Origin of the sequence: Mesorhizobium erdmanii, from assembly GCF_013170725.1 — a bacterium.
Classification (GTDB): Bacteria; Pseudomonadota; Alphaproteobacteria; order Rhizobiales; family Rhizobiaceae; genus Mesorhizobium; species Mesorhizobium erdmanii.
In genome coordinates this window covers 5,091,286-5,104,070 of sequence record NZ_CP033361.1, presented here as the reverse complement: position 1 = coordinate 5,104,070, position 12,785 = coordinate 5,091,286, and the positions used below count along the sequence as shown (strand labels likewise).

The window sequence follows — 12,785 nt, the reverse complement described above, 5'->3', positions numbered from 1 at the left end:
CGCTACTGCCGGCCGCGATCAATCTCGGTCGACGCAGTGCTGACCGGGTCGGCCGCGGCAAAGGCGGCGTCGAGCTGCTCGGGTGAACGCTGTCCGGTCCGCTCCCAGGCTACATATTGCACGATGCCGAAGCCAGGCCTGCGCGGCACCGTCTTGACCACAGGCATGCGGAACCCGTCGCTGAATTTCGACCAGCGCGAACCGAGCACCGCGACCATTTCCTCGAAGGTTGGCGGTGTTGTCACATCGGCGTAGATGAGGGTCGCCTTGCCGGCGAGCGCTGCGTCGCGCGAGAGCGGCACCGGCACGCTGGCAAGATAATCGGATGGCACGTCGATCAGCCCGCCAAAGGGCCATTGCTGGCGTAGCGTGGCGGCATCCGTCGGTGCGACGTTGACGTCGATATCGTCAGGCGTGCCGGCCACCCTGTAGGGGCAACGGAGGCGGCCGCAATTGGCCTGTGCCGAGAATTGCCAAAGCGCATAGCCCCGCCAGTTGCCCATTGGAAAATGCACGTCGATATCAGGCTTGTAGCGCGCGTACCAAATCGGCAGCCGCGACAGCAGCCGGTACTTGTAGCGGTTGTCGGCGATGTATTGGGCCGTCTTGCCGTTGGTGTAGAGCACCGGGAAGCGGCCGATGCGCCGGTGCACCTGGCGGACGAACTCCTCGGCATCGTCGAGCGACATCCATTGCGACGGATCGATGCCCTCGATGTCGAGGGCCATCAGATCGTCCGGCGCGGGGTCGGCGAAATCGAGGAAGTTGTTGGCCTGTTCGACCGGGTTGCCGGGGCGGGCGAGATGATAGGCACCCCATTTCATCCCAAGTGCCTTGGCCACGACCCGGCGCGTCTGGAACAATTCGCGCGTCACCGCATGGCGCTTCCACAGCGCTTTGCAGAGCTTCACGTCGGTCTCGCTGCCGAAGCAGAAATAAGGCGGCGGCATGCCGTCGGACGCCTTGTTGATGAAGGCGGCGATGCGCTTGTCGGTGGCAAGCTGCGCCCAGTCGATGGAATTGTACTCGTAGGCGTCGACCACCAGCGCGCGGTCGGCGTTCTTCCACGGCTCGGAAAAATCCGAGGCCTTTGCCGCCGTCGACAACGCCATCGTCGCTGCGAAAGCGAGAAGCGCCGTGCGGCGAAAGAGGCGCACCGTCCTTTTCAAACAGGCAATCCCCGTTGATCAAAGGCAGATGCTGAACCGCTATGGTTAAGGAAATGCTTCCCGATGCTCGCGCCGGCCAAGTCAGCGTCGCATGAGCGGTTGAAATTCAAACGGGTCGGGCGCGGGCTCTTGCCGCAGCGTGCCTTCGGCGGCGCGCTTGCGGTGGTGGGCGAGCGAGCATTGCGGCGAGCACAATATGCCGCGATCCGACCAGTAGGCGGCGCCGTGTTCCAGTTGGCCGCCATGATGCCAGAATCCCGTTGCGCGATAGGGCAGGCCGCATTCGATGCAGCGATAGGCGTCGGGTCTGGCGAGCATGGATGGTTCCGTTCGGCTGGTTCTGGTCTTTCGCCGGTCGGCTCGATCCGGCATCGATCGAATTTAATACAGGCTGGCGCGATTGCAAAATCCGCGTGACAAAATTTGACGTTTACGTAAAAAGAAGATGGGAGACCGCCCAAAGGCGGATGGTTTTGCGGCGGCCTCGGCCTTAGGGTCGGGGGAGGCCGATGCATCAGGAGGATCGAGCGGCATGTATCGGGCACCGGTCGAGGATATTGCGTTCACGTTGAAGCATGTGGCGGGCATGAAGTCGGGCCTCGATGCCGGCGCGTTCGGCGATTTGGGCGAGGATCTGGTCGATGCCGTCCTCGGCGAGGCCGGCCGTTTCGCCACCGAGGAGGTGGCGCCGCTCTACAAGATCGGCGACGAACACGGTGCCGTGCTGAAGGACGCCGCCGTCACCACGCCGCCCGGCTGGAAGGAACTCTATCGCCGCTGGATCGATGGCGGCTGGAACGCGCTCTCCGGTCCTGAGGAGTATGGTGGCCAGGCGCTGCCAACCATGCTCGGCGTCGCCGCGCTCGAAATGTGGAATTCGGCCGCCATGGCCTTCGGCATCGGCCCGACGCTGACCATGGGCGCAGTCGAAGCGCTCGACAAGCATGCTTCGGAAGACCTCAAGGCGAAATATCTCGAAAAGCTCGTCTCCGGCGAATGGATGGGCACGATGAACCTTACCGAGCCGCAGGCCGGCTCCGATCTCGCCGCCCTGCGCGCCCGCGCCGAGCCTGCCGGCGACGGCACCTACCGCATCTTCGGCCAGAAGATCTTCATCACCTATGGCGAGCATGATTTCACCGACAACATCATCCATCTGGTGCTGGCGCGGCTGCCGGATGCGCCTGCCGGCACACGCGGCATCTCGCTGTTCCTGGTACCGAAGTTTTTCGTCAACGACGATGGCTCGCTCGGTGGCCGCAACGACGTGTTCTGTTCCGGCCTCGAGCACAAGCTCGGCATCCATGCCTCGCCCACCTGCACCATGATTTATGGCGATGGGTTCCAGGGCGCCAGGCCCGGCGCCATCGGCTGGCTGATCGGCGAGGAGAACAAGGGCCTCGCCTGCATGTTCACCATGATGAACAACGCGCGGCTTTGCGTCGGCATGCAGGGGGTGGCCGTGGCGGAAGCAGCTACCCAGAAGGCGATCGCCTATGCCAATGAACGCCGCCAGGGTAAGGCGGCGGGTTACGTCGGCGCCGGCATGGCGCCGATCGTCCATCATCCCGACGTGCAGCGCAATCTCCTGACCATGAAGGCGCTGACGCAGACGGCGCGGGCAATCAGCTATTGCTGTGCCCACGCCATCGACATGACACGGGTCTCCGATGGTGACGAGGCTGCGCATTGGCGCGACCGCGCCAATCTTTTGACGCCGCTCGCCAAGGCGTTTTCGACCGATGTCGGCGTCGAAGTCGCCTCGCTCGGCCTCCAGGTGCATGGCGGCATGGGCTTCATCGAGGAGACGGGTGCGGCGGCCTTATACCGCGACGCGCGCATCGCGCCGATCTACGAAGGCACCAATGGCATCCAGGCGATAGACCTGGTGACCCGCAAGCTGCCGCTCGGCGGCGGCGAGCATGTGCATGGCTACATCGCCGAGTTGAAAGCAAGCGCCGATCAGGTGCGGACTTCGAACCGCGACGGTTTCGGCCGCACCGCCGATGCGCTCGACGCGGCGCTCGGCGACCTGACACAAGCGACGGCTTTCCTGCAAAAACTGTCGGCGGACGGCCGCACGGACCAAGCGCTGGCGGGGGCGACGCCATATCTGCGGCTGATCTCGCTTGCCGCCGGCGGTGCCTATCTGGCGCGCGGGGCTCTTGCCGATCAGGGACGTACCGCTCTTTGCCGCTTCTTTGCCGAGAATCTGCTCGGCGAGGCGCGCGCTTTGAAGGAACGCGTCATCGACGGCGCGGAGAGCCTCGCTGCCGCTGGCAAGACGCTGATATCAGCCTGAATTCTCACAGCGCTCACCAGGGAAAAATGACCGTGACAGACCATATTCTCGTCGAGCGCCAGGGCGCCATCCAGATCATCCGCATGAACCGCCCGGACAAGAAGAACGCGCTGACGCGCGCCATGTACGCGAAGATGTCGGCGGCTCTTGCCGAAGGGGATGCGGATCCGGCGGTCCGCGTCCATGTTTTCCTCGGCGTGCCGGGCGCGTTCTCTTCCGGCAACGACCTTGCCGATTTCATGGTTGTCGCTACCGGCGGCGATGGCGGCACGGAAGTCTGGGATTTCCTGATGGCGCTGGCCAGGGTCGAAAAACCCATCGTCTCCGGCGTCGACGGCATAGCGGTCGGCATCGGCACGACGATCAACCTGCATTGCGACCTGACCTTCGCCACGCCCCGCACCGTGTTCAGAACGCCTTTCGTCGACCTGGGCCTTGTCCCCGAGGCCGGATCCAGCCTGCTGGCGCCGCGCATCCTGGGCCAGCAGGGCGCGTTCGCCCTGCTTGGCCTTGGAGAAGGCTTCTCGGCCGAGCGCGCGAAGGCAGCCGGCCTGATCTATGACGTGGTCGAGGAGGGCGCGCTGGAGGCCTCGGTACTCGCGGCCGCCGGCCAGATCGCCGCCAAACCGCCGCAGGCGCTGAAGATCGCGCGCGATCTGATGCGCGGCTCGCGCGACGACCTCGTCGCCCGCATCGGCGAGGAAAGCGAGCATTTTCGCGAACGCCTGAAGTCGGACGAGGCGCGTGCGGCGCTGACCGCCTTCATGACCCGGAAGAAGAGCTGAGGCCTCGCCCAGTCAGGGATACAGGCGCGTCTTGTCCCAACCGCCCTTGGCGTTGCGGGAGAAGACCACCCGGTCGTGCAGCCGGAACGGCCTGTCGTGCCAGAATTCGATCGTCTGCGGCATGATGCGGAAGCCCGACCAGTGCTTTGGCCGCGGAATCTCGCCGATCGCGTAACGCGCCGTGTATTCGGCGACGGCTTTCTCCAGCGCGAAGCGGCTTTCCAGCGGCCGTGACTGTTTCGACGCCCAGGCGCCGATGCGGCTGCCACGTGGCCGCGTCGCGTAGTAGGCGTCGGCTTCGGCATCGCCGACGATCTCGACCGGGCCGCGGATGCGCACCTGACGGCGCAGCGATTTCCAGTGGAAGCACATCGCCGCCTTCATGCTGCCAAGAATCTCCTTGCCCTTGGCGCTTTCGAAATTCGTGTAGAACACAAAGCCGCTTTCATCGAATCCCTTGAGCAGGACCATCCGCACGTCCGGCATGCCTTCGGCATCGACGGTCGCCAGGGCCACGCCGTTGGCGTCGTTGATTTCGCTCTTGGTGGCGTCGTCCAACCATGCGGCAAAGAGGCGAAACGGCTCGGCCGCTTCGGTAAAGTCACTGCTTGTTAACTCGGTGTCGCTCATAGTTTTTCTCAAATTGTCACGAAATCAGGGAGGTTGCCGATTGTCGCGTATCGCGCAAGCTTTTGACAGCAGGCAATGGAGCGTTATCGCTTCGGCCAGCGCGAAAGCGGCGATCGTGGCGGCCGCCTTGCCGCTTGCCGCCTGCGGCGCGGGCGGCTTCAGCTTGGACAAGGCCGAAGTCGACCGTTCGATCCTGACCAGCAGCATGCAGGCACCTTCAGCGCCCGCCGATTCGGATCGTGACTCCGACCAGACGACGATCGGCAATGCGGTGTCCTCCGCCGACATAGAACAGCTCGGCGGCCAGGCCGTGCCTTGGGCGAATTCCGGCACAGGCTCACGCGGCTCGATCACCGAACTGGCGGAATTGAAGGACAGGGGCCAGACATGCCGCCGCTTCAAGGCCTCGCGCGAAAGTTTTGACGGCGTTGCCATGTTCGAGGGCGAACTGTGCCTTGCCAGTGCCGGCGGCTGGCGCATGCAGGGCTTCAAGGCGCTCTGAACTCTTATTTTCCACTTTTGATATGACGGTGCGCCACTGGAATTTCTTCCTATGCGGGCGCATATAGGGGGCAAGTATGGACTCAACTCCTTTCCAGGGCAGAACGCATGCGCGACCCGTATGAGGTGCTGGGCGTTGCGAAGAACGCATCGGCCAAGGACATAAAATCGGCGTACCGGAAACTCGCCAAGAAACATCATCCGGACCAGAATCCGAATGATCCCAAGGCGAAGGACCGCTTTGCCCAGGCCAATCAGGCCTATGAGATCGTCGGCGACGAGAAGAACCGCGCCGCTTTCGATCGCGGCGAGATCGACGCCGACGGCAAGCCGCGCTTCCAGGGGTTTGAAGGCGCTGCCGGTGGCGATCCCTTTGGCGGGTTTCGCCGTCAGCAAGGGGCCGGCGGTTCGCGATTCGAATTCCGGTCAGGACGCCCGGGCGGCGATCCTTTCGACGGCAACAGCGATATTTTCAGCCAGATTTTCGGCGACGCCTTTTCCGGCGCGCGCGGCGCGGGCGCGGGCGACCGTCGCCAGCCGGCGACGGCTGCCGATCTGAACGTCACGCTCGACGTCACCATCGAGGAAGCCGCGACCGCCGAAAAGGTGACGGCCATGTTTCCCGATGGCCGCAAGGTTGCGGTCAAACTGCCGGCCTTTGTCGAGGATGGCCAGACCATCCGGCTGAAGGGGCAGGGCGAGCAGGGGCCGGGCCAGCCCGGCGACGCGCTGGTCAAGATCCATATCCGCCGGCATCCGCGCTACCGCATCGAGGGCCGCGACCTGCATGCCGACCTGCCGGTGTCTCTGGCGGATGCGGTGCTGGGCGCCAAGGTGCCGGTCGAGACACCGACCGGCAGGCTCGCCGTCAACGTTCCTGCCTGGTCGAGTTCGGACAAGATCCTGCGACTGAAGGGGCGGGGTCTTCCGGAAAAAGCCGGTGGCCATGGCGACCTCTACGCCCATGTCCGCATCATGCTGCCGGAAGGCGGTGATTCTGCACTTGAGGCTCTGCTGCGCGGCCAAAAAGGCTGATCCAGCGCTTTTGTCCCCCGAACTGTCCGGTTTGAGCGCTTGAAGGGGCTGTGTGCCTGTGCGATAGGCACTCCACAAAGCATAAACCTTGCGGAGAGCGCTCACATGGCGGGTGGACAGGGCCTGATGGCCGGCAAGCGCGGCCTCATTCTTGGCGTCGCGAACAACAGATCGATCGCCTATGGCATCGCCAAGGCGTGCGTCGATCATGGCGCCGAGATTGCGTTGACCTATCAAGGCGAGGCCTTCAAGAAGCGCGTCGAGCCGCTGGCGAGCGAACTGGGCGCCTATGTCGCCGGTCATTGCGACGTCACCGATCCGGCGAGCCTCGACGAGGTTTTCGCCAATGTCGCCAAGCATTGGGGCAAGCTCGATTTCCTCGTCCACGCCATCGCCTTTTCCGACAAGGACGAGTTGACCGGCCGCTATGTCGAGACGACGCGCGACAACTTCCTGCGCACCATGGACATTTCGGTGTTTTCCTTCACCACCATCGCCAAGCGCGCCGAGGCGCTGATGACAGATGGCGGTTCGCTGCTGACGCTGACCTACTACGGCGCCGAGAAGGTGATGCCGCACTACAACGTAATGGGCGTCGCCAAGGCAGCGCTCGAAGCCAGCGTGCGTTATCTCGCCGTCGATCTCGGCGGCAAGAAGATCCGCGTCAACGCCATCTCGGCCGGCCCGATCAAGACGCTGGCCGCCTCTGGCATCGGCGACTTCCGCTACATATTGAAGTGGAACGAATACAATTCGCCGCTGAAGCAGACGGTCACGCAGGAGGAGGTCGGTGATTCCGGCGTCTATTTCCTGTCCGACCTGTCGCGTGGCGTCACCGGCGAAGTGCACCATGTCGATTCAGGCTACCACGTGGTCGGCATGAAGGCGGTCGACGCGCCTGACATTTCGACGGTCAAGGAATAACTCCCTCCGCCCAGGCCTTGGCCCGACCTTCGGAAGACCTGATGTACCCGCTGGTTTATATCGTGCGCCACGGCCAGACCGCGTGGAACGCCGAGTTGCGGCTTCAGGGTCAGGCCGACACCGATCTCAATGTCCTCGGCCGCGAACAGGCGACCGGAAACGGGCTTCGGCTGGCCGAACTCGTGCGCGATCCCGGGGAATTCGACTTCGTCGCCAGCCCGATGCGGCGGACGCGCGAAACGATGGAGCGTATTCGCGCCGCGATGAAGCTCGATCCAGGCGGTTATCGAACCGACCCTCGGCTCGTCGAAGTCAATTTCGGTGATTGGCAAGGATTTACCTTCGCCGAACTGGAAACACAGTCTCCCGGAGCGAGTCGGACCCGCGCACTCGACAAATGGAATTTTCAGCCGCCCGGCGACGGGGCGGAGAGCTACCAGATGCTGCTCGAACGGGTAAAACCCTGCTTCGATGCGTTCGACCGCAAGACGGTCTGCGTGACGCATGGCGGCGTCATGCGCACCTTGTTCCGCTTCGTGCTTGATATGGCTGAGGACGAGGCCGCAAACCTGGAGATACCGCAGGATCGCGTGCTCAAACTCGAAGGCAAGAGCCTGGAGTGGCTTTAGATCGCCTGACCTCTAGTTCGTGTCGCTGTCCGGCAACTGCATATCGGTTACGACGTTTTCGCCATCCGTCACATCATAGGCGATGACGATATCCATGCCCGGCTTCAGCGCGTCGAGATCGGTCTCGGCGTTCAGCTTGTAGGACTTGCCGTCATCCAGCGTCAGCGTCAGCGCATCCTTGTCGATCTTCTTGATCAGGCCCTCGGTCTGGCCGGCGAAAGCAGCGGTGGAAAAGAGCAGCGTGGCGGCAACAGCGCCAATCAGGGTACGCATCATCGTCCTCTTTGGTCATTGCGCCGGCATGTTAGCGGCGGATCCTCAACGGCGAATGGAGCAGAGCAGAAACCAACCGAATGTGTCAAAACTAAATCCGCCAGATCACGGTTTGACCCCTGTGGAAAACGCCAATAGAAGGCAGGCTTGAACCGGCTCCGTTGCCGGGCAGGGCACGTTTCCATGTCTCACAACACGTTCGGCCATCTTTTCCGCGTCACCACCTGGGGCGAAAGCCATGGCGCAGCGCTCGGCTGCGTGGTCGATGGTTGCCCGCCTGGCATCCGCTTCACGCGCGACGAAATCCAGGCCGAACTCGACAAGCGCCGGCCGGGCCAGTCGCGTTTCGTCACGCAGCGCCGGGAGCCGGACGAGGTGAAGGTGCTGTCGGGCTTCGTGCTGGACGAGGACGGCGAGACGATGATCACCACCGGTACGCCGGTCTCGATGCTGATCGAGAATGTCGACCAGCGTTCCAAGGATTATGGCGAGATCGCCCGCCAGTACCGGCCGGGCCATGCCGACTACACCTATGACGTCAAATACGGCATACGCGACTATCGCGGCGGCGGCCGCTCCTCGGCCCGCGAGACGGCCGCCCGCGTTGCAGCCGGCGCCTTGGCGCGCAAGGTGGTGCCCGGCATGGTGGTGCGTGGCGCGCTGGTGTCGATGGGCGAAAAGTCGATCAACCGCGCCAACTGGAACTGGAATTTCATCGGCAATGCCGAGAACCCGTTTTTCACGCCCGATCCCGCCTCCATTCCCGTCTTCACGCAGTATCTCGACGGCATCCGCAAGGCCGGATCCTCGGTCGGCGCGGTGATCGAGATCGTCGCCGACGGCGTTCCGCCGGGGCTCGGCGCGCCGATCTATGCCAAGCTCGACCAGGACATCGCGTCGGGCCTGATGTCGATCAATGCCGTCAAGGGCGTCGAGATCGGCAACGGCTTCGAGGCCGCCCGCATCACCGGCGAGCAGAATGCCGACGAGATGCGCATCGGCAATGACGGCAATCCGGTGTTCCTGTCCAACAATGCCGGCGGCATCCTCGGCGGCATCTCGACCGGCCAGGCGATCATTGCCCGTTTCGCCGTCAAGCCGACCTCGTCGATCCTGACGCCGCGAAAGTCGATCGACAAGGACGGCCACGACGTCGAAGTGATGACCAAGGGTCGCCACGATCCCTGCGTCGGCATCCGCGCCGTGCCGATCGGCGAGGCCATGGTTGCCTGCGCCATCGCCGACCACTATCTGCGGCATCGCGGACAGACGGGAAGGGTGTAGACCCTGGGGCAGCAGGAATATTGCTGCACTGTTCATCGAAACAGCCAAAATTTTCCTTTTCCCTACTCCCTTACTGCCCTATTCCCCTACTGCCCTGCGAGCAAAGCGAGCACTTCCATGCCTTACGACCAGAAGAAGATCGTCGAAGCCATCCGTGCTTTCGAACGCGGTGAGATCGTCGTCGTCATGGATGATGACGGGCGCGAGAACGAAGGCGACCTGATCGTCGCCGCTGTCCATTGCACGCCGGAGAAGATGGCCTTCATCATCCGCAACACTTCCGGCATCGTCTGCACGCCGATGCCGCGCGAGGAAGCCAAGCGGCTCAACCTGCAGCCGATGGTCGCCGACAATGATTCCGCCCACACCACCGCCTTCACCGTCAGCGTCGATTTCAAGCATGGCACGACGACAGGCATTTCGGCCGATGACCGCACGCTGACCGTGCGCAATCTTGCCAATGGCAATGTCGGCGCTTCAGATTTCGTCCGTCCGGGCCACATATTTCCGCTGATCGCGCGCGAAGGCGGCGTGCTGATGCGTTCGGGCCATACAGAGGCGGCCGTCGACCTCTGCAAACTCGCCGGCCTGCCGCTGATCGGCGTCATTTCCGAACTGGTCAATGATGACGGCACCGTCAAGCGCGGCCCGCAGGTGCAGGCCTTCGCCGAAGAGCATGGCCTCAAGCAGGTCTCGGTCGCCGACCTCATCGCCTACCGCCAGCGCAAGGAAACGCTGGTCGAGCGCGTCGCCTGCTCCGATATCGATACGCTCGGCGGCAAGGCGCAGGTTTTCACTTACACGCTGCCCTGGGACACCATGCATCATGTCGCCGTCGTCTTCGGCGACATCCGCGACGGCGAGGATGTACCGGTGCGGCTGCATTCCGAGGATGTGGTGACCGACGTCTTCGGCACCAGCCATCGGCTGGACGCCATCATGAAAGCGATGGGCGAGCGCAAGCGTGGCGTCATCGTCTACCTGCGCGAGGGCTCGGTCGGCGTCGCCCACCAGGAGCGCAAGCGTCCTCAGTCCGGCGACCGCGAGGATCACGAAGAGGCACGCCGGCGCGAGAATGAATGGCGCGAAATCGGCCTCGGCGCGCAGATACTCAAGGATCTCGGCATTTCCTCGATCAACCTGATCGCCTCGCGCGAGCGCCACTATGTCGGCCTGGAAGGCTTTGGCATCCACATTGCCAAGACCGAGATTATCTAGGCAGGAAGGGCTGAGCCTTCGGAAGTGTACTTGACGGCTGACTCCTAATCGTTACTCCGCAGGAGCGATGGCTGCTTCGCATCCGTCCAGGTCGCATTTGTGAGTGGCCAGGCTGCGCTGGCCGAGCAGCACCGTCGCCAGCGCGATTGCGCCCGATGCCACAGAGACCCAGAACCCGTTCTGGGCGCCGAACGCGTCAACAGCCGCTCCGGCGGCGAACGAACCGAGCGCCATGCCGATGCCGATGCCGGTGGTGACCCAGGTGATGCCCTCGGTCAGCATCGCTTCCGGCACATGGCGTTCGATCAGGCCGAAAGCCGTGATGAAGGTCGGCGAGATCGCCACGCCGCTTATGAATACGGTCAGCGCCAGAAGCGGCACGCTGTTGGCGGTGAGCGGCATCAGCGTGCCGAGTGCAACCAGGGCTACCGCGATTGCCAGCTGGCGCTGCAATGGTGCCTTCAGGTTCAGCGCGCCGACAATGATGCCGAGCACGAACGACCCCAGCGCATAGACGCCGATGACGAGGCTGGCGGCGCCGGCTTGGCCGAGCTCCTTGGTGATGGCCACGGTGCTCACTTCCGTTGTCGCGAAGGTGGCGCCGATGAAGATCAGGGCGAAGGTGATGATCTGTACGGGGCGCAGCCGGATCGCCGAGCCGCTCGAGCCCTGGTCCACCGGACGCACATGCGGTTCGGTCGATCGCTGCAGGATGAACGCCATCGAGCCGAAGGCAAGGAACAGCGTGCTCGCCAGCATGCCGGCTTCGGGGAACAGGGCGGTACTCAGGCCGACCGACAGCGATGCTCCGGCGATATAGACCAATTCGTCCGCCGCCGACTCGAAGGCAAACGCAGTGTTCATCTCGGACCGGCCGCGAAAAAGCTCGGTCCAGCGCGCGCGCACCATGGCCGGCATGCTGGGCATGGCCGCTGCCAGCAGCGCCGACAAAAACAACGTCCAAGCCGGCCAGTCCTGATTGGCCGACGCAATCAGCATGAGGAACGCGAGCACGGAGATAATTGTGGTCGGCATGACGATCCGCGTCTGGCCAAGACGGTCCACCAGCCTCGATATTTGCGGCGCCACGAAAGCATTGGCCAGCGCGAATGTCGCCGAGACGGCACCCGCCAGCCAATACTCACCGCGTGTCTGCGACAGCATCGCGACGATGCCGATCGGCGCCATCGCGATCGGCAGGCGCGCCATGAAGCCGGCGGCTGCAAAGCCTTTGGCTCCTGGGGCGCGGAAGATTTCCGAATAGGGGTTTTGCATGGGTTCCTCGACAAAGGACAATTCGACAACTACATACGAAGCGTATGAAGATTAGATAGAGCATACGCGGCGTATGTCAATTGGCATACGTCACGTATGTGGATAAGGCCAGAAGCATGCACCGACCCCGCAAGGAGATGATCGCCGAGACGCGCGCCAAGCTGATCGCCGCCGCCCGCCAGGCCTTCGGCACGACAGGCTACGCCGAAGCGTCGATGGACGATTTCACCGCATCGGCCGGACTGACGCGCGGCGCCCTCTATCATCACTTCGGCGACAAGAAGGGGCTTCTGGAGGCGGTTATTGCCGAAATCGATGCCGAAATGGCGGCTCGGGTGAATGAGGTCGCATCGAAGGCGCCGACCCGCTGGCAGCATTTCGTCGACGAATGCACGACCTATATCGAGATGGCGCTGGAGCCGGAAATCCAGCGCATCATGTTCCGGGATGGCCCGGCCGTGCTGGGCGATCCGGCGCAATGGTCGAATGCCAATGCCTGCGTCGGTTCAATGACCGATCACCTGACCGCGCTGCAGGGGGAAGGAGTGGTCGTCCCCAGCGTCGACCCGGAGACCGCCGCGCGGCTGATCAATGGCGCCAGCAGCCAGGCGGCGCAGCGGATCGCCAATTCGAACGACCCTGAAGCGACGTCGAAGATGGTGGTGGCGGCGTTCAAGCAACTGCTCGAAGGCCTGCTCAGAAAACCGGATACCCCGAGGAACTGAAATCCCGTCTGCGGCCTGGTGCGCGCCCCCGATTG

At 63.5% G+C, this 12,785-nt stretch carries 14 protein-coding genes; 9 read left to right on the top strand and 5 right to left on the bottom strand.

The genetic code is table 11. From position 1 onward, the window contains the following. Positions 1–2: 2 nt before the first annotated feature. Both EB233_RS24885 and EB233_RS24880 read right to left on the bottom strand, forming a co-directional pair. On the bottom strand, positions 3–1,112 hold the full coding sequence (locus tag EB233_RS24885; protein ID WP_064990003.1) for a glycoside hydrolase family 25 protein: 1,110 nt from the start codon (positions 1,110–1,112) through the stop codon (positions 3–5). A 138-nt stretch (positions 1,113–1,250) separates the two neighbouring features. Continuing rightward, positions 1,251–1,487 carry a hypothetical protein gene (locus EB233_RS24880; protein WP_027053413.1) on the bottom strand — a complete coding sequence of 79 codons (237 nt, stop codon included), beginning with the start codon at positions 1,485–1,487 and terminating at the stop codon, positions 1,251–1,253. A 214-nt stretch (positions 1,488–1,701) separates the two neighbouring features. Between EB233_RS24880 and EB233_RS24875 the strand changes: the two genes are divergently transcribed. Together EB233_RS24875 and EB233_RS24870 are read left to right on the top strand one after the other, a co-directional pair. Further along, positions 1,702–3,471: an acyl-CoA dehydrogenase family protein gene (locus tag EB233_RS24875; RefSeq protein ID WP_064989993.1), complete on the top strand. Its 1,770-nt coding sequence runs from the start codon at positions 1,702–1,704 to the stop codon at positions 3,469–3,471. 32 nt (positions 3,472–3,503) lie between these two features. After that, the gene (locus tag EB233_RS24870; RefSeq protein ID WP_064990002.1) at positions 3,504–4,256 is read left to right on the top strand and encodes a crotonase/enoyl-CoA hydratase family protein; all 753 of its coding nucleotides are present in this window, start codon (positions 3,504–3,506) and stop codon (positions 4,254–4,256) included. A gap of 12 nt (positions 4,257–4,268) precedes the next feature. Here EB233_RS24870 and pdxH read toward each other — a convergent pair whose 3' ends face one another. Further along, positions 4,269–4,886, bottom strand: a complete 618-nt coding sequence (gene pdxH, locus EB233_RS24865) for a pyridoxamine 5'-phosphate oxidase (RefSeq protein ID WP_064989992.1) — start codon at positions 4,884–4,886, stop codon at positions 4,269–4,271. A gap of 40 nt (positions 4,887–4,926) precedes the next feature. Here pdxH and EB233_RS24860 point away from each other — a divergent pair, with 40 nt between their 5' ends. The 4 genes from EB233_RS24860 to EB233_RS24845 all read left to right on the top strand — a co-directional run bounded on the left by EB233_RS24860 (position 4,927) and on the right by EB233_RS24845 (position 7,975). Further along, positions 4,927–5,388, top strand: a complete 462-nt coding sequence (locus EB233_RS24860; protein ID WP_081294114.1) for an RT0821/Lpp0805 family surface protein — start codon at positions 4,927–4,929, stop codon at positions 5,386–5,388. Positions 5,389–5,495: 107 nt separating this feature from the next. Further along, positions 5,496–6,422, top strand: a complete 927-nt coding sequence (locus tag EB233_RS24855) for a DnaJ C-terminal domain-containing protein (protein WP_064989990.1) — start codon at positions 5,496–5,498, stop codon at positions 6,420–6,422. A gap of 105 nt (positions 6,423–6,527) precedes the next feature. Further along, a complete protein-coding gene (gene fabI / locus EB233_RS24850) occupies positions 6,528–7,346 on the top strand; it encodes an enoyl-ACP reductase FabI (RefSeq protein WP_064989989.1) in 819 nt (272 codons plus the stop codon). 41 nt (positions 7,347–7,387) lie between these two features. Beyond that, entirely contained in the window at positions 7,388–7,975 is a 588-nt protein-coding gene (locus EB233_RS24845; protein WP_064989988.1) for a histidine phosphatase family protein, read from the top strand. Between the two features lie 12 nt (positions 7,976–7,987). Here the strand turns inward: EB233_RS24845 and EB233_RS24840 are convergent, their stop codons facing one another. Next, entirely contained in the window at positions 7,988–8,248 is a 261-nt protein-coding gene (locus tag EB233_RS24840; protein ID WP_027053422.1) for a DUF1344 domain-containing protein, read from the bottom strand. Positions 8,249–8,431: 183 nt separating this feature from the next. On the opposite strand from EB233_RS24840, the gene aroC reads away from it, so the two are divergent. Both aroC and ribB read left to right on the top strand, forming a co-directional pair. Next, a complete protein-coding gene (aroC, locus tag EB233_RS24835) occupies positions 8,432–9,532 on the top strand; it encodes a chorismate synthase (protein WP_064989987.1) in 1,101 nt (366 codons plus the stop codon). Between the two features lie 117 nt (positions 9,533–9,649). Continuing rightward, positions 9,650–10,750, top strand: a complete 1,101-nt coding sequence (ribB, locus tag EB233_RS24830) for a 3,4-dihydroxy-2-butanone-4-phosphate synthase (protein ID WP_064989986.1) — start codon at positions 9,650–9,652, stop codon at positions 10,748–10,750. Between the two features lie 51 nt (positions 10,751–10,801). Here ribB and EB233_RS24825 read toward each other — a convergent pair whose 3' ends face one another. Continuing rightward, positions 10,802–12,025: an MFS transporter gene (locus EB233_RS24825; RefSeq protein WP_064989985.1), complete on the bottom strand. Its 1,224-nt coding sequence runs from the start codon at positions 12,023–12,025 to the stop codon at positions 10,802–10,804. Positions 12,026–12,141: 116 nt separating this feature from the next. Between EB233_RS24825 and EB233_RS24820 the strand changes: the two genes are divergently transcribed. Continuing rightward, entirely contained in the window at positions 12,142–12,750 is a 609-nt protein-coding gene (locus EB233_RS24820) for a TetR/AcrR family transcriptional regulator (protein ID WP_027053426.1), read from the top strand. Positions 12,751–12,785: the final 35 nt, after the last annotated feature.

Coding starts and splice junctions, on each gene's coding strand:
- aroC (WP_064989987.1), top strand. CDS start 8,432: ATGTCTCACAACACGTTCGGCCATCTTTTCCGCGTCACCACCTGGGGC.
- EB233_RS24845 (WP_064989988.1), top strand. CDS start 7,388: ATGTACCCGCTGGTTTATATCGTGCGCCACGGCCAGACCGCGTGGAAC.
- EB233_RS24880 (WP_027053413.1), bottom strand. CDS start 1,487: ATGCTCGCCAGACCCGACGCCTATCGCTGCATCGAATGCGGCCTGCCC.
- EB233_RS24840 (WP_027053422.1), bottom strand. CDS start 8,248: ATGCGTACCCTGATTGGCGCTGTTGCCGCCACGCTGCTCTTTTCCACC.
- EB233_RS24820 (WP_027053426.1), top strand. CDS start 12,142: ATGCACCGACCCCGCAAGGAGATGATCGCCGAGACGCGCGCCAAGCTG.
- fabI (WP_064989989.1), top strand. CDS start 6,528: ATGGCGGGTGGACAGGGCCTGATGGCCGGCAAGCGCGGCCTCATTCTT.
- EB233_RS24885 (WP_064990003.1), bottom strand. CDS start 1,112: ATGGCGTTGTCGACGGCGGCAAAGGCCTCGGATTTTTCCGAGCCGTGG.
- EB233_RS24855 (WP_064989990.1), top strand. CDS start 5,496: ATGCGCGACCCGTATGAGGTGCTGGGCGTTGCGAAGAACGCATCGGCC.
- EB233_RS24825 (WP_064989985.1), bottom strand. CDS start 12,025: ATGCAAAACCCCTATTCGGAAATCTTCCGCGCCCCAGGAGCCAAAGGC.
- pdxH (WP_064989992.1), bottom strand. CDS start 4,886: ATGAGCGACACCGAGTTAACAAGCAGTGACTTTACCGAAGCGGCCGAG.
- ribB (WP_064989986.1), top strand. CDS start 9,650: ATGCCTTACGACCAGAAGAAGATCGTCGAAGCCATCCGTGCTTTCGAA.
- EB233_RS24875 (WP_064989993.1), top strand. CDS start 1,702: ATGTATCGGGCACCGGTCGAGGATATTGCGTTCACGTTGAAGCATGTG.